The following is a 16,485-nucleotide window of genomic DNA, read 5'->3' as shown; positions in this document are numbered from 1 at the left end:
AAATAACATCAATGTAAACTTATCACTTTTTTAAGCTTCCAGTTTCCATTATCATTCTTCCACACCACTATAAATTTTACTGTAATTGACTCTTCTTTAGGTTCTTGATTATTATAAAATTTGTGATAACCTATTTGTATAGCCCCATAATCTTTAATCGGGTATATTTCTAGCTGTTCTTTCAACAAGGTTCTAGTTACTTTGCCGCAAATATTTCTTTTAGTCGCTTCTATAATATCTTTTTTAGAATTCATAAAACCTCCTTTATCATGAAAAAACTCAATATCATCGGCATATAATGCATCCTGTTTTTTTAAATCACAATTATTATAGGCTTCAAAAAAAATACTATCCATTTTAAGTATTTCATTATATAGTTCTTTATTTTCAATTTTCTGTACAGCTTCTCTTTTCAATACGTTTATAGTACTCCTAACTTTCTTTTTCCCAATTTCTGTTTCAATAATTTCTTCTCCATAAATACCTAAATACTTTGTTAATACTTTTTCAAATATTTTAGTTCCATTGTCTGAATTAGTGAATACTAAAAAGCCTTGTTTGGTTTTAGGAAACATAAATGTTAATGCTTTAACACCATTATCTGAGCCACCATGTGCTAAAGCATAATTCCCATCTTTAAAAAGATATTTTTCAAAACCCAATCCAAAATATTTCCCATTTGTTGAAGCTACTTGATTTGAATGCATTTCTTTTACAACTTCATCAGACAGACCTTCGCCATTCATTACACTTATTAAAAAAGTACCATAATCTTTTATAGTTGTTAGCATGTCATCTGCTCCGTTGGGTATTTTCCGTTTAAATACCGGATAAGTTGTTCCGTCTGCCGCATAACCTAAAGCAACTCTAGAACTATCTATTTTTTCGTTCCAAATGTACTGTGTATCTGTCATTTGTAAAGGATCAAAAATAAGTTGAGTAGCTAAATCATTTAGCGACTTTTTAAACTTGCTTTCCAATGCCTTTCTTAAATATTCAAAACCTTCTCCGGAATATACATATTTTGTTCCTGGTACAAATTCAAAATTCAATTTTCCATTTCGCCAGTTTGGAAAACCCGTTTGATGACTTAATACATGACGCGTAGTTAGCAGTTTTGCATTGGGGTCATTTTTCACATCCGAATCAATCCAATATTTGCATAAAGGTTCATCCAAACCCCATTTACCTTGGCTTACTAATTTTAATGCAACCAAAGCTGTAACTGGTTTTGTTATAGAAGCAACATTAAAAATGGTATTATAAGGCGCTTTTTTATTGGCAGAAAGCTTACCAAAAACTTCTATTTTTTTTAATTCAGCATTCTCTATTATTCCTAATACAGGAATATTATTTTCTTGTAAATATTTTATCATTTCTTGATGTTCTTTACTTTGAGACATCAATGGTAAAATGCAAAAAAATAAAAGTGTTTTAAGTAAGTACGTTTTCATTGTATAACAGATTTTTGTTCGAGTACAATAGTACTCGCTATCCATTAAAAAAGACTAAAAATATAGCCGACAATAACATGACAATCTCACGACACGCTTATAATATACTGAAATTAAGAAAAATAGACAATTCACCTTTTTTATCTAAAGAAGCGGTATTTTTAAGAATTATGTACACATTAATCATTAACATCAACAACATACTCAATGGAACTATTTGCCTATTTATCTGAATTATATTTCCTAAAAAAACAACAAGTAATACAATTGTAGGAAAAGCAAGCGTCCATATAATTTGAATGGAAACAATTTGTTTTGTTATTTTATTAACTTCTTTTTTCCAATACATAATTATTAAAGGAAAAAGAATACTCCCCAAAGGAACAATCAATACTAGTAAAGAAGAAAGGTTTATTAATTTAAGCTGTAACAAATTATTTTGTGTCGGTTCTGATGCTTCTTCAATACCCAAAAGTTTATTCTTATCAACATTCAAAGCTTCGGATAAGGCATTTAAAGTATGTCCTTTTAACTGTTGCCCTGCTTCTATACGCTGAATTGTCCTAACGGATATATTCGCTTTATCCGATAATTGCTGTTGTGTTAAATTTAATTCTTCACGGTATTTAAGTAACTTGTTCAATGTTCTTTTTTTTATAACTAAAATCTTACAGGTATAACTATGTACAAGCACAAAGCCTATCACTTTGCGTATGCATCATATTTTATAGGTTTAACTTTTAAATGCAAAGTAATAAAAATTGCTATTCTTCCATATAAAACCTCCATAATTAGACCTGTTTATTGAGATGATGTATACATCATCGAATTTTTAATTAAAAATAGTATTCCTTCTCAAAAAACAATATTTTCGAAAAATATTATAAGTATAAGAGGGATGAAAAAGATTTTAGTGATTCAACAAAAAATGATAGGTGATGTCCTTACCAGTACTATAATTTGTGATGGTTTAAAAAAAAGATACCCTAAAGCACAAATCCATTATTTAGTAAATACAAATACAATTGCTGTGGTTGACCAAAACCCAACTATTGATCGTATTATTGAATTTAAGAAAGAGTATCAACAAAATAAATCTTCATTCTATTCATTTTTAAAAACTATAAAAAATGAAAACTATGATTGGGTTATTGATGTTTATGGAAAAATAGAAAGTAATTTAATTAGTCTTTTTTCTAAAGCCCAACGAAAAACTTCATATAAAAAATGGTATACTTCATTTATTTATAACGAGCACATTCAACCTCAATTAAAAGTAAAAACTAATGCCGGGTTAGCTATAGAAAATCGATTGCGCTTAATTTTTTCTGAAAATGAAATTGAAAATAATATCATTGCTCCAAAAATATATTTAACGCCAACAGAAATTGAAAATGCTAAATTATATCTAGAAAATGAAGGTATTAACCTAGATAAGCCTTTGGTTATGATTAGTGTTTTAGGTAGTGAAAAACGAAAAACATTACCTCCTAAATACATGGCAAAAGTAATAGACACCCTCACCAAAAAAACGGAAAGCACGGTATTGTATAATTATATACCTCCCCAAAAAGAAGATGCTAAAACAATTTATGATTTAACAGAGTCCAAAACACAAGCTAAAACTAGGTTTGATGTGTTTGGAAAAAGCCTTCGAGAATTTTTAGCTATTTTACATCATTGTAATTTATTAGTAGGAAACGAGGGAGGAGCCGTAAATATGGCCAAAGCATTAGATAAACCTACATTCACAATTTTTTCACCATGGATTTTACAACATGGTTGGAATTTATTTGAAGATGGTAAAAAGCACAAATCTATTCATTTAAATGAGTTTAAACCGGAGCTATACCTCAACAAATCTAGCTCACAATTAAAAAAAACTGCTTATGAATTGTATGAAGAATTTACTCCCGAATTAATTTTGCCTCATTTAAATACTTATTTAGAAAACGTAGCACTATAACTTTTCAATTCCAAAGGGAGTTCTCGTTATTTTATCTTTTTTTGTATTCTTTCTTATTTTATTATTTTTTTCTATCATTTCAGGAGTTACATAGCCTCTTTTATGATCTAAATGAACACAAATAGCGCTATATCTTATTTGTTTAGCTTTTATTCCTAAATTAAATAAACGTTCTCCCATTTCTCGATCTTCACCTCCATACTGCATACGTTCATCAAAACCATTTACTGCTAAAATATCTTTTTTCCACCCCGAAGCATTATGACCATTCCATGTAGCTTTAGTTGGTGTTAGTCTATTTAATAATTTAGCTTTACTTTTTGATGCCGTAATTTTATTATTTTTAAATGAAGAAGGCAAACCTTTAGTTGATAACCAATTTACATTAAAACAATTTTGTTGCTTTATATCATCAAAAGTTATTGATTCGGACGTAGACATTGGTAATTTTAAATACCCCCCAGAAAGAAAAAAACCTTTTTTTCTATGGATCATGTGAGTTTCTAAAAAGTCTTTCCGGGCTAAACAATCTCCATCTGTAAATAATAAATAATCGGCTTTACATTTTAAAATTGCTTTATTCAAAATTTCTGTTTTTCTAAAACCTAAATCCTCATGCCAAACATGCGTAATTTTGAAATCAACAGTAGCTCCAATCTTAGTAATTAGTTTTTTAGTTTCATTTGTAGAACCATCGTCGGCAATTACAATTTCAAATTTTTTAAAATCTTGGTATTGATAACTGATTAAAACTTTCTCTAACCATTTGGGAGAATTATATGTACTGATTACCACAGATATTTCTGGTAAAATAATATTCATAGTCTAAATTATATAGTAAATGCACTCACTTTTACAGAAAACACCATATTTCTTCATTATTTCCTCCAAAAAAACAACTTTTTTTTCAACCTTCTTTTTCTAAAAAATTTCTCTTGAAATTTTGAAGTTTGCTTCCACATTTCCATAAATACAAGTTCATAATCCATACCTGTAATTTGCGCATACTCATCACTCATTACAGCAATCATTTCTTTTTTGGGTGTCAAGCGTGAAAAATTCCCCATACGTTCTTTAAAAGAAAGCGATTTAAAATCCATTCTGTTTAAATCTACCAAATAAAAATAATATTGATTTTGTTCTTTTTTGATTAATGTATTTCCAGGGGAATGATCTTTAAACAAAATTTCAGCCTCATGTAATTTATGAGTAAACCTTACGAATTGTCGCAATATTAGTTCATGATCAGGAAAATTAGGTTGCTCAACCAATTCTCGAAAGGTTAGATCTACCTCAAGATGTTCACTTATATAAAAACTTGTAGTTAGACCTAAAGTGTCAAAATTTTCGAAATATGCAATAGGTTTTGGTGTTCCTATATTTTTATCCAATAAATTATTTGCATAATTATAAGAACGTTCAGCTTTCGTTTTTCTAAAATTCCCGTAAATAATCTTTTTAATTAAACCGGGAGCTTTAAATGATTTTATGTTAAGTGATAAATCTCCAAAAGAAACTACTCTTATTGTGTTTCTATTTTGATTCCCAAAAACGCTCCCAATAGTATCAAAATCAGCTACTGTTTTTTCTAATAGTTGGCTTTGATTTTCAAATGAAGAATGAATACATTTTTTTTTCATATCAAATATTACAATTCCTTAGCTATTCTTATGAATCTTTTATTTTTCATAAAATTTATCACTTTAATAAAATAAATGTAAACTTAAGTTTAGGTATTACGAAGATAGTAGTTTTTCACTTTTCAATACTTGTAATTTCATATCATATCCTTTTATTAAATTAAAATGTTCGTTATTTATGACTCATAAATATTTTTTAAACTATCAGTTTTTAGTATTTTACCATAAACCCCAACAACTTATGGATTACACTAATTTAGAAGAAGAAAATAAACGCTTAAAAGCTGAACTCAATAAACGAGATACTCAAAAAAAAGAAAAATGGGCTAAACGTGCTAAACTCACCAAAAAAATTTCAGCTAGTTTTTTAGGTGTTAATTTAAAAAATGCAATTAGTAATTTTTTTACAGAACTTGAAGAAAAAAGAAGTGTTTCAAAAGATACGGTTTCAGATTTACTTTCTGCCCTATTCATGCGTGTTACCCGAATTGGAGTATTTTTAATACTAACTTCTTTTTTACCTACGCTATTTTTACTCATTCAAGTATATTATTTACGAAATCAAAACGAATTAATTACAGGTCAAAATGAACGTTTAGGACAACAAACCAACTTACAAGAAGCAGATCGACGTAGTTCTATGCTTTTTGTTTTAGATCAAATGATTAAAGATGTAACTACTGATGGATATCGAAATAGCGGTAAAATATCAAAAGCCAATAGCACCCGAATTATTGCAATGAGTAAAATTTTAAAACCTTACAGGTATTTAGATAAAGACACATTAATCACCAAACCCGTTAGCCCCGAAAGAGGTTATTTGTTAATGTCAATGTTAGAAAGCAATATTGATTTAGATAAAATGATCGATCAAAATACCAAACAAACTCTGTCGTCATTACTCAATTTTGAATATGCCGAACTTACAAATGCTAGTATTACTGATATCAATTTAAAAAACCTACATCTCAATTTTGCAAAAATGAATGGTTCCAACTTTATGAAATCTTATATTCATAAAAGTGAACTTAATAATACTAGTCTGAAAAACACCAATTTTTCGCGTACAGATATTATTGAATCAAGCTTTGTTGGATCCGACTTAAGCAAAGCTAATTTTAAAGGAGCCACCTTAAAAATTGTTGATTTTGAAAATGCTAATTTATCTAATGTTAATTTTTCAGGGGCTGATCTAATACAAGTAAATTTTAAAAATACCACTATACTTGATGCAAAATTTGACAATGCAAATGTAACCCCTGACTGGATGGATGTTCAAGAAGAAAAATTGGATAGTAATAATTTTGAATATTTAGAAGATCATTACAAAATAAAAGTGCATAATAAAAAAGGAGTATTGGTAGCTAAATAAAACTGCCCATTAATTAAAAAACGATAAAAGCACAGTAATCTAATCGTTAAAATTAATTTATAAATTTTTTAGGGTATTTAATCTATGTGTTGTTTTACATACAACAATAATAATTACTTAAAAAAGAAAAAAATTATGAAACGTATCTGTCAAATAGCAGTAGCCTTACTAGCATCAATTCTTGTGTTTTCATGTGAAAAAGATGACACCAATAATGACACACAGCAAGAAGCTTCAGCTCTTAATTTAGAAACTTCAAAAGGAATAAAAAAGGGCTTTGCCAATTATACAGATTTAGCATCAAAAAATGATGACAACTACAATCTATTAAACCTATTTAATCAAAATGATGATTGCTTCATTTTTGAATACCCTGCTACTTTAAGTATCAATAATGGTCAGAAAAATGTTGAAGTTACGAATGATGATGAACTTAGTAGCATCCTATTTGGTAACGACGTAAAATCTTACAGTCAATTATATCCAAAAAACATCACTTTAAAAGATGGCACTGAAAAAGTATTAAAATCTGAGGAGGACTTTAAATCAATGCTTAAAAATTGTTCTTTAAAAAAGGAAACTAAAGAAGAATGCAAAGATTGCCAAACCAATTGCTTTAAAATAATATTTCCAATGGAAGTAAATTTACCTAATGGAAATACAAAATTAATTAACAACAACAATGAAGGAGTAGCTTTAATAAAAAGCTTACAAGAACCTGAATTTTTTACTCCAGTATTTCCTATGAAAATTATTTCAAAAAATACGCCAATAGTTGTTAATAACGGAAAAGAGCTTCATCAACTTTTTAACGAATGTTACAATTAATAATACAATAGTAACCACCGTTTTTTATTTAATCAATCAAAAAAGAGGTTGTCTAATTTTTAGACAGCCTCTTTTTGTGACTTTATAATTAAATTAGTTTTAACTACTTTTCTATAAATTCCATTTCGGTAGGTTCAAACTCACTAATTGGTGCATCACAAACCGAACAAGAATAAGTACTTGGTAGATCTTCAAAAAATGTTCCCGATGCTATACCTGCTTCTTCATCACCTACTGAAGGATCATAAATAGTAAAACAACTACTACATTGGTATACTTCCAAAACAATTTTTTCTTCTTCTAAATTTAATGAGCCCGGTTTTACAACCTCTTGCTTTACGCTATCTAAATTTTGAAAATAAATTTTAGTCAATTCCATTAACAAATTAGGCAAATCCATTTTGTCAATATCTTGCGCATATACTACGTAGCTACGCGTATTGGGATTGAAATTTTTAGCATAAACCACATTAAATGTTGGTCGCACTACAAATTCGGAATTATTAATATCTGGTAATGGATTTGTTTCAATAACTATCGATGTAAAATACTTATTTCTATCCTGATTTGAAGTTATTGCAAACGTTAGTCCATAGGTACTGATATCGTTTTGATCAAAATTAAGAACTAGATTCTTTTTCAAATCAAGCGCTGATTGATCATCAACTGGTAAATGCCAATTAAGTTCCAAAGCCGAATGTCTAACATTAATTCCATATTGACCTAATAATTTTTCTAACGGAAGCTTATAATCGGCCTGAATCCCTTTTACTATAAAAGATTTCCATGGAGTTAAACATATTTTACCGATACGATACTCTACACAAAAAGCACATAAAGCCTTTAAAAATGACATCGTGTAACGGTTATCTCTCCAATACAAACCTAACCAATATTGATTGGTATTCATTTTATTCATTCCTTCGTAATAAGGGAAAGGAAAAAAATCAACCTTTAGTCGTTTCTTAATCGTTTTACTATTGAGCGAAGTCGTTTTGTTTAATGCTTCAAACAACTCTTGAACAGAATTTACGGTCTTGTAAGTATCCTCAATTAATTCCGTAATATGGGCTATATCCCAAGTGTATACTAATACTGGGTAATATTCTTGATCTAATCCGGGTAATTTAGTATATAAAAACCAATAATCTTCGTACTCCGAGGCTATAAAATTTAACTCTCCCGAAAACAAAGGCACCATTTGTTGCTTAGGATCAACAATATTAATTTTCAAATTAGGCGCATGCCTAAACTCTTCTAAAATATATAAATAAGTAGTTCCTCTTAGCCAAACTGTAGATGGAAATATATCAATACACACATAAGAACTCATTATATTTTGCTCCTCTGGTTTTGAAAATAATGATATGTCAAAATTTTCATGATCTGCAGTTAGCTCTTTCTGATCATTTGTATCGGGAAATAAAATATCTTGTCGTGATCCAAAATGCAATGCATCTAAACCTATTGACTCCGCCATTGAAATTACTTTTTGTAATTCACCCGGTGATATAATTCCTCCCTTAACCTGTATTCTTTGTAAGTACTTATCCATAATTATGCAGGTTGTAATGTATTTTCCATTATTTGTTTTACTTCACTTTTACAGCTACCGCAGCCTAAACCAGCTCCTGTTTGCTCACATAATTTTGCAAAATCTGTGCATCCATTTTTTATAGCAGCTTCTAAGTTCCCCTCTCCTACTTGACTACATGAGCATACTAATTTCCCTATGATAGGCTCATCAACCTTACTTGAACGTAATAATTCTTCTCGTTTTTCAGAAAGTTCAATTTTTTCCTCTATTAAGCGCTTAAATTCTGCAAATTCACTTTTATCACCCATTAAAATCGCACCAATCAACCAATCATTGTAAACGATACATTTTTTATAAAAGCGTTTAGAAACATCCATTAGAATAATTTCTTGATAAGCAGGATCATTTTGAGGGAAATCTAAGGTTCCTATACTACATAAATCTAAATCTTCGAACTTTAGAATATTCATAAAGACAGAGCCTTTATATATAGCTGAATAATCTCCTAATAAAAACTTAGCTACAATATCTGCTTGTTGTTCAGCCGCAGCAGTAATTCCATATAAACTGCCATTAAAATCAGCAATTTCACCTACGGCAAATATTGATGGATCAGAAGTTTGTAAATAATGATTTACTACAATTCCACGCTTACAAGTTAAACCAACATTACGCGCCAGTTCTATATTTGGGATTGTTCCTATTGAATATACTACTGCATTACAATTTAACTCTTTCCCTGTTTTTAAAACAACACTTAATTGGTAGTCAGATTCATTAAACACGGTATCTACTTCATTATCAAAATAAATTTGAATTCCTTTATCCTTAACATCTTCTGCCAGTAACCTACTTGCTACAACGTCTAACTGACGCTCCATTAATCGGTTACCACGTTGAATAATTGTTATTGCTACATTCTTTTTACGCAATGCCGCAGCTAATTCTAAACCTAATAACCCACCTCCAACAATAACTACGTGTTGGTTTTCCACTGGTAATCCAGAATCATCCAAATAATCCTTCAGTTTATCGGCATCTCCTCGATCACGCATTGTAAAACGACCTGGTAAATGGATAGGCACTTCTTTGGGTACAAAAGCACGACTACCAGTTGCCATTAACACAATATCATAAGTATGCTTTACACCTTTACTATCTAATATGTATTGTTCTTCTCTATTTATTTCTTCGGCAGGATTACTCATTTCCAACTGAATGTTAAAACGCTCTAATTCTCCTTCACGAAGTTTTTGTAATTGTTCCCATGTTAATTCTTCCGAAACGTATTCTGGCAACAATACTCTATTATAAAATGGGTAAGGTTCTTTACAGAAAACCACAATTTCATCTTCTTGATTATGCTCTCTGTAAGTTTGTATAAATCGGAATGCTGCAGTTCCAGCTCCTATGATACATATTTTTTGTTTTTTCTTTTCAAACTTAGCGACTTGTACGGCTGAAAATTTAAAATCTGGTTCTTTGGAAATTGGGTCAACAATACTTGTTGTTAAATTATTTACACGTGCATAATCATTACCAAATACTTTTCCCCAATGGATAGGCATAAACACCACTCCTTTTCCAATATTTTCTGAAATTTGAACTTTAACTTGAGTGGTCCCGCGCTTACTAGTTACATTTACAATATCCCCTTCTTTAAGTCCTCTAATAAATGTATCTACCTGATTCATTTCCACATAAGGGTCCTGAATATGAGTAAGCAGTCTATTTACTTTACCTGTTTTGGTTCGTGTATGCCACTGATCTCTAATTCGACCAGAGGTTAATACTAATGGAAAATCTTCGGTTGTTTGCTCAGAAGTTGGCATAATAAATTCTGGTAATATGAATTTAGCCCTACCATTATCTGTATAAAATTTTTTATCTGTAAATAAACGAGGGGTTCCTGGATGACCAGCTACGGGAACTGGCCACTGAAACGTACCTTCTTCTTGTAAACGTTCGTAACTTAAACCCGAAATATCTATGGAAGTTCCTTCTGTCATTCGAACATACTCCGCATACACTTCTGAGGCACTCGAATAATTAAAACTTTCGTACCCCATTTTTTGAGCAAATCGCCAAATAATTTCAACATCTGGCAATGCATTTCCTGGTGCATCAACAACTTTACTTAAGTGAGAAATTCTTCGCTCACTATTAGTCATTGTCCCTTCTTTTTCTGCCCAAGCTGCTGCTGGTAAAATCAAATCGGCATATTCTAAAGTTTCTGCATTGCTCGAAATTTCTTGAACAACAACAAACTTTGCCTTTTTTAAAGCTCTCTCTATTTTATTTGAATTAGGAAGACTTACTAATGGATTCGTACAAGCAATCCAAATTGCTTTTAATTCCCCACTTTCCAAAGCATCAAACATTTGGGTAGCAGTATATCCCGGCTTCCCAGAAATTTGTTTACCACCCCAAAAATTAGCAACTTCATTACGATGCTGCTCATTACCTAAATCCTTATGAACTGCTAATAAATTAGCCATTCCACCTACTTCACGACCTCCCATTGCATTAGGCTGCCCTGTTAATGAGAAAGGACCAGAACCTGGTTTCCCTATATGACCTGTCATTAACGACAAGTTTAAAAGTGCATTATTTTTATTCACCCCAATTGAACTCTGGTTTAACCCCATAGCCCAAAGTGTCATAAAACCTTTCGCATCTGAAATCATATCAGCTGCTTTCTTTATATCATCAACGGATACGCCACATATTTTTGAAGCTTCTTTAAGACTTTTTTGTTTTACCTGTTCTTTAACCGCCTCAAAATTATCTGTATGATTCTCTATAAATGATTTATCAATTTTTTTTCGATCAATTAAGCGATTAGCTATCGCATTATACAAAACAACATCTGTACCAGGCAAAAGTTGCAAATGTAAATCCGCTAAATCACAAGTTTGAGTTTTACGAGGATCAACTACTATTAATTTAACATTTGGATTAGCTTCTTTGTGTGCTTCTACTCTACGCCACAATATGGGATGACACCAAGCTGGATTTGCTCCAGCTACCATAAATAGGTCTGCCTCTTCAATATCTGCATAAGCAATAGGTACACTATCCTCTCCTAGAGCTTGTTTGTACCCTACCACAGCAGAACTCATACATAAACGAGAATTGGTATCTATATTATTTGTACCAATAAAACCTTTAGTAAGCTTATTAAACAAATAATACTCTTCGGTTAAACATTGGCCCGAAACATAAAAACCAACACTATTAGGTCCATATTTTTTTATAATTGATCCAAAAACAGCAGCTGCTCTATCCAAAGCTGTATCCCAGCTAACATCTTGTAAATCGTGATTACGACTCCAACGCATTTGCGGTTCAACTAATCGATCTGATTTATCTTGAACTACATGATGTAAATTCATCCCTTTTGAACAAAGCTTTCCTTTATTTACTGGATGATCTTTATCTCCTTCAACGGTTATCGCACCATTAGCATCTTTGCTGGCAACAATACCGCAACCAACACCACAGTATGAGCAAGTTGTTTTATGAGAAGTTATTAACGACATAGGGAATATTTAATTTCCCCAAAACTACGTATTAATACTTAAACAAACTTACTTTTTGAATTTCTTTTTTGATAAAAATAACTTACAAATATTGAGAACATTGACATTTTAACAAAAATTTACAGTGTTTTTATCAATTCATCAAACTACGTATTACTATCTAATAAATAGTTAAAAAAAAACACCTTTATTTATAAAAATTAGTAATCAAAATCCATTCTCTAGGAATAAATATTCAAGTCCCATCCACTAAATAGCAAAGACTTTTCAAATAATTTGAACAAAATTACTTCATACCTAAATAAAATTTTAAACCCACTAAACCTATTTTATCCCTTTAATTTATTGTCTGTACCAAGTAATAAAAGCATCCTTTTAACAGTAAAAAACACTGTAAAAGGATGCTTTTATGTTAAGATAAAATAGCTTATAGTTACCTACTTAAAAATTTACCATTTGTATTTACTACAGCCCATTTATGATTATTTATTTTGTCTGTTGAAATACAATTTACTTTAGCGTCAATACTATTGTTAAAATTCTTATCCGAATTTGCTATATAAACACGAGTAATCAACTTTTTATTTGCAAATCTAGGGATTACCTTTTCCCACTTATCTGTATTTCTAGCATAAATATGAAAATTAAAAAAGGCTATATTTCCTGTTGTTGGAGGATAAACATTTGTTCTATCGGCTGGCATTTCTTTCATACTAAAAGCTAATCGCTGAGTTCTTAAATTTGTGCGAGAATATTGATCTCCCCAACTAAAATTTCCAGTTAAAACAAAAATAAATTTACCTTTTAAAGCATTTACCGTAGGCCAACCATATGCAGTAATATTTTCAACCAATGATATTCTGTTATTTTTAAACATCGCTCTTGGCTTATAAATCAAACTTTCTCTAAAATAATTTTTAAGATAAACATCAATTTGATCATGAAAATTTTGATAGCCACCATTTTTACTTTTCACATCTAATTTTACCATTATAGGGTGATGATTAGGTGTTTTGTCATGCCATTCAAGCAATTGCTTTAAATAAACGGATAGTTTTGGTCCTGTATTTACAAAATGATTTACGGTCCATAACCCAGAATCAACTCTTCCATTCCTTATTGGTTTTGTATGTCTCCAAATATCAAATTCCAATCCCATACAATTACCATTATAACTGGTTTTTCCATTTTTTTTATAATGGGTTAGTTGACGTGCAATTGACTCTCTGCGTTCATAGGAATTATGAGAACCTTTAAACGTTATTTTATTATAAGGAACATTCCTATTTGCAGGACCCGATTTTGCTCCTAAATTACCCCCTTCCTCCTCAATCGAAGGTTCGGGAATTACAAACGCTTCGTTAAAAGTTTCTGATTCTGTTTCGTTTACTACAACTGGAACTTCATTAAGCTCTTGATTTGTTTCTTTTTCACATTGAAAAAAAAGAAATGAAATAGCAATTAAAGCTACTGTTTTTAGATGTTTCATTATGTTAAAATGTTAGTTAATAATACCTACAAATTACCACTAGCTTTTCCCATAATGATTAAATTAAAATAAAGCTTAGCTCATTAAATAAACCCTAACTTTAAATTTATATTAACTGTATATATCTTTGTTTTTGTAATCATTTATACTTTGTTAAGAAAACACTCTCAATTATGTAAAAAAACGATATCTTTTTTTTAATTTCGTTGCAGAAAGAAACACAAATTACTCAAGCCTATCTAATGAGAATTCAATTTACTATACTATTAGTAGTATCCTATATACTATCTGCTGTAGCTCAAACGAACACCGAAGTTCCTCAAAAAAAGGATAACACCATAAAAGGACAATTCGAAGAATTATTAACTTCCTCTAACAACTACAAAGAATTTAAAGTAATTAAGCGGTCACGTTTTTTAAATTTAAAGAAGAACACTCTAGATAGTTTAAAAATAGTTGAGCAAAAGCTAAACGAAGCGCAATCATCAATTTTAAAATTAAAAGAGCAAGTTGCCAACACTAATACATCATTAAACTCTACAAATGAAAAATTAGTTGCTGCCACTAATGAAATTGATTCTATTTCTTTTTTAGGACAACAAATTACCAAACAATCATTTAAATCTATTACAGGTGGTATTTTCCTTGGCTTATTAGCTTTACTTGCCTTTTTTATTTATAAATTTAAAAAGAGTAATGCAGTTACTACAAATGCTTTGGCATCCTTAGATGATGTGGAAAAAGAATTTGAAGAACACAGAAGACGTGCTTTGGAAAGAGAACAAGTAGTTATGCGTAAATTACAAGACGAGATTAACAAGCACAAATAAATCTTTATAGCCTAGTGTTTGTTAGGCTTACTGCGTATTTCTTTTCATATTTGCATAAAATAATATTATCCGAATGCGAATAGACATTATTACCGTAGTTCCAGAAATTATGAGAAGTCCTTTTGAAGCTTCAATTATGAAGCGTTCTATTGAAAAAGGATTAGTTGAAGTACATTTTCATAATTTACGAGATTATGTAACCGATAATTACAAACAAATTGATGATTATCAATTTGGTGGTGGTGCGGGAATGGTTATGATGATTGAACCTATTGATAAATGCATTAGTCAATTAAAGTCGGAAAGAGATTATGATGATGTCATTTATATGACTCCTGATGGTGAAACACTACATCAGGGTATGGCCAACACTATTTCATTACAAGAAAATATTATTATTCTTTGCGGGCACTACAAAGGGGTAGATCAACGTGTAAGGGATCAATTTGTTACTAAAGAAATCTCAATTGGGGATTACGTCCTCTCTGGTGGCGAATTGGGAGCTGTTATTTTATGTGATGCAGTTATCCGATTAATTCCAGGAGTTTTAGGTAATGAAACTAGTGCATTAACTGATTCCTTTCAAGATAATTTACTTGCTCCACCCATATATACTAGACCTGCAGATTATAAAGGTTGGAAAGTTCCAGAAATACTTACCTCGGGTAATTTTCCAAAAATTGAAGCTTGGCGAGAAGAACAAGCTTACCAAAGAACCAAAGAACGTCGTCCCGATTTATTAGAGGAATAATCTATATTATACTTTTTTCTAAAACAAGATATTGCTATAGGTTAACTTAAATACAATCTTAGTCTTTATCCATTTGATAATTACTAGAACAAATAGTATTACTTTAATTTTTATATCTGAACTGGTATTATTTTTCTTAATTTGTTCAATAATTACAAAAAAATAACACCTGTTTTTCCTTAATTTTACTTTTAAAATAATTTTATGTCCGCAGCAAGTAAAGAATACAAAAGAGTAACCGTTAAAAGTCTGGTTGAAATGAAATCCAACAATGAAAAGATTTCAATGTTAACAGCTTACGATTATACTATGGCTAAAATTGTTGATAGTGCTGGTATTGATGTAATTTTAGTTGGTGATTCTGCTTCAAATGTAATGGCAGGTCACGAAACTACACTCCCTATTACACTAGATCAAATGATATATCATGCTAGTGGTGTAGTGCGAGCAGCTAGACGCGCTTTAATTGTAGTTGATTTACCTTTTGGAAGTTACCAAAGTGATGCAAAAGAAGCCCTACGATCTTCGATACGTATAATGAAAGAATCCGGAGGACACGCCGTAAAATTAGAAGGTGGTAAAGAAATTAAAGATTCTATAAAAAAGATTCTAAATGCCGGAATACCTGTTATGGGGCATTTAGGCTTAACCCCTCAATCTATTTATAAATTTGGAACCTACACCGTAAGAGCTAAAGAAGAAGAAGAAGCTGAAAAATTAATTGAAGATGCTTTATTTTTACAAAAGTCAGGTTGTTTTGCTATTGTATTAGAAAAAGTACCTGCTAAACTAGCCAAAAAAGTTGCCGAAAAATTAACTATTCCTGTGATTGGAATTGGTGCAGGAAATGGAGTTGATGGTCAAGTATTAGTCCTTCACGATCTATTAGGTATGACTCACGAATTTAACCCTCGTTTTTTGCGCCGTTACTTAGATTTACATGGTTTAATGACAGAAGCTGTTGGCAATTACGTAAAAGATGTAAAGGCTGTTGATTTCCCTAACGAATCCGAACAATATTAATAATTTTAAACACATTATAAAAATGAGCCCCTTGTAAAAATACAAGGGGCTCA

At 30.6% G+C, this 16,485-nt stretch carries 13 protein-coding genes; 6 read left to right on the top strand and 7 right to left on the bottom strand.

The features are described from left to right. Positions 1–8 precede the first annotated feature (8 nt). Together KQA_RS18610 and KQA_RS0206050 are read right to left on the bottom strand one after the other, a co-directional pair. A complete protein-coding gene (locus KQA_RS18610; protein ID WP_010179119.1) occupies positions 9–1,454 on the bottom strand; it encodes a serine hydrolase in 1,446 nt (481 codons plus the stop codon). A 97-nt stretch (positions 1,455–1,551) separates the two neighbouring features. Beyond that, a complete protein-coding gene (locus KQA_RS0206050) occupies positions 1,552–2,097 on the bottom strand; it encodes a helix-turn-helix domain-containing protein (protein ID WP_010179117.1) in 546 nt (181 codons plus the stop codon). Between the two features lie 255 nt (positions 2,098–2,352). On the opposite strand from KQA_RS0206050, the gene KQA_RS0206040 reads away from it, so the two are divergent. Then, on the top strand, positions 2,353–3,420 hold the full coding sequence (locus KQA_RS0206040) for a glycosyltransferase family 9 protein (protein ID WP_010179116.1): 1,068 nt from the start codon (positions 2,353–2,355) through the stop codon (positions 3,418–3,420). On the opposite strand, the gene KQA_RS0206035 is transcribed toward KQA_RS0206040, so the two are convergent. Continuing rightward, a complete protein-coding gene (locus KQA_RS0206035; protein ID WP_010179114.1) occupies positions 3,415–4,242 on the bottom strand; it encodes a glycosyltransferase family 2 protein in 828 nt (275 codons plus the stop codon). The two genes, KQA_RS0206040 and KQA_RS0206035, sit on opposite strands and share 6 nt — an antisense overlap. Before the next feature lie 56 nt (positions 4,243–4,298). Continuing rightward, on the bottom strand, positions 4,299–5,060 hold the full coding sequence (locus tag KQA_RS0206030) for a lipopolysaccharide kinase InaA family protein (protein WP_010179112.1): 762 nt from the start codon (positions 5,058–5,060) through the stop codon (positions 4,299–4,301). A 241-nt stretch (positions 5,061–5,301) separates the two neighbouring features. Between KQA_RS0206030 and KQA_RS0206025 the strand changes: the two genes are divergently transcribed. Together KQA_RS0206025 and KQA_RS0206020 are read left to right on the top strand one after the other, a co-directional pair. Then, positions 5,302–6,432, top strand: a complete 1,131-nt coding sequence (locus tag KQA_RS0206025) for a pentapeptide repeat-containing protein (RefSeq protein ID WP_010179110.1) — start codon at positions 5,302–5,304, stop codon at positions 6,430–6,432. 135 nt (positions 6,433–6,567) lie between these two features. After that, positions 6,568–7,260 (top strand): hypothetical protein, encoded by a 693-nt coding sequence (locus tag KQA_RS0206020; protein ID WP_010179107.1) that lies wholly within the window; start codon positions 6,568–6,570, stop codon positions 7,258–7,260. Between the two features lie 103 nt (positions 7,261–7,363). Here KQA_RS0206020 and KQA_RS0206015 read toward each other — a convergent pair whose 3' ends face one another. From KQA_RS0206015 to KQA_RS0206005, 3 genes are all read right to left on the bottom strand, one after another. Next, positions 7,364–8,815, bottom strand: a complete 1,452-nt coding sequence (locus KQA_RS0206015; RefSeq protein ID WP_010179105.1) for a rubredoxin — start codon at positions 8,813–8,815, stop codon at positions 7,364–7,366. Positions 8,816–8,817: 2 nt separating this feature from the next. Continuing rightward, positions 8,818–12,339 (bottom strand): nitrate reductase, encoded by a 3,522-nt coding sequence (locus KQA_RS0206010; protein WP_010179103.1) that lies wholly within the window; start codon positions 12,337–12,339, stop codon positions 8,818–8,820. 433 nt (positions 12,340–12,772) lie between these two features. Continuing rightward, positions 12,773–13,828 (bottom strand): Ca2+-dependent phosphoinositide-specific phospholipase C, encoded by a 1,056-nt coding sequence (locus KQA_RS0206005; RefSeq protein ID WP_010179101.1) that lies wholly within the window; start codon positions 13,826–13,828, stop codon positions 12,773–12,775. A 242-nt stretch (positions 13,829–14,070) separates the two neighbouring features. Here KQA_RS0206005 and KQA_RS0206000 point away from each other — a divergent pair, with 242 nt between their 5' ends. The 3 genes from KQA_RS0206000 (at position 14,071) to panB (ending at position 16,432) form a co-directional block, all read left to right on the top strand. After that, entirely contained in the window at positions 14,071–14,658 is a 588-nt protein-coding gene (locus KQA_RS0206000; protein ID WP_010179099.1) for a hypothetical protein, read from the top strand. 73 nt (positions 14,659–14,731) lie between these two features. Further along, complete coding sequence (gene trmD / locus KQA_RS0205995; RefSeq protein ID WP_010179097.1) at positions 14,732–15,409, top strand: tRNA (guanosine(37)-N1)-methyltransferase TrmD; 678 nt, start codon at positions 14,732–14,734, stop codon at positions 15,407–15,409. 204 nt (positions 15,410–15,613) lie between these two features. After that, complete coding sequence (gene panB / locus KQA_RS0205990; RefSeq protein WP_010179094.1) at positions 15,614–16,432, top strand: 3-methyl-2-oxobutanoate hydroxymethyltransferase; 819 nt, start codon at positions 15,614–15,616, stop codon at positions 16,430–16,432. The last annotated feature ends 53 nt before the right edge of the window (positions 16,433–16,485 follow it).

Origin of the sequence: Aquimarina agarilytica ZC1 (genome assembly GCF_000255455.1) — a bacterium.
Taxonomy (GTDB): domain Bacteria; phylum Bacteroidota; class Bacteroidia; order Flavobacteriales; family Flavobacteriaceae; genus Aquimarina; species Aquimarina agarilytica.
Note: the sequence above shows the minus strand (reverse complement) of the source record. Positions and strands in the feature narration are given on the sequence as shown.

Coding starts and splice junctions, on each gene's coding strand:
- panB (WP_010179094.1), top strand. CDS start 15,614: ATGTCCGCAGCAAGTAAAGAATACAAAAGAGTAACCGTTAAAAGTCTG.
- KQA_RS0206020 (WP_010179107.1), top strand. CDS start 6,568: ATGAAACGTATCTGTCAAATAGCAGTAGCCTTACTAGCATCAATTCTT.
- KQA_RS0206035 (WP_010179114.1), bottom strand. CDS start 4,242: ATGAATATTATTTTACCAGAAATATCTGTGGTAATCAGTACATATAAT.
- KQA_RS0206015 (WP_010179105.1), bottom strand. CDS start 8,815: ATGGATAAGTACTTACAAAGAATACAGGTTAAGGGAGGAATTATATCA.
- trmD (WP_010179097.1), top strand. CDS start 14,732: ATGCGAATAGACATTATTACCGTAGTTCCAGAAATTATGAGAAGTCCT.
- KQA_RS0206040 (WP_010179116.1), top strand. CDS start 2,353: ATGAAAAAGATTTTAGTGATTCAACAAAAAATGATAGGTGATGTCCTT.
- KQA_RS0206005 (WP_010179101.1), bottom strand. CDS start 13,828: ATGAAACATCTAAAAACAGTAGCTTTAATTGCTATTTCATTTCTTTTT.
- KQA_RS0206025 (WP_010179110.1), top strand. CDS start 5,302: ATGGATTACACTAATTTAGAAGAAGAAAATAAACGCTTAAAAGCTGAA.
- KQA_RS0206030 (WP_010179112.1), bottom strand. CDS start 5,060: ATGAAAAAAAAATGTATTCATTCTTCATTTGAAAATCAAAGCCAACTA.
- KQA_RS18610 (WP_010179119.1), bottom strand. CDS start 1,454: ATGAAAACGTACTTACTTAAAACACTTTTATTTTTTTGCATTTTACCA.
- KQA_RS0206000 (WP_010179099.1), top strand. CDS start 14,071: ATGAGAATTCAATTTACTATACTATTAGTAGTATCCTATATACTATCT.
- KQA_RS0206010 (WP_010179103.1), bottom strand. CDS start 12,339: ATGTCGTTAATAACTTCTCATAAAACAACTTGCTCATACTGTGGTGTT.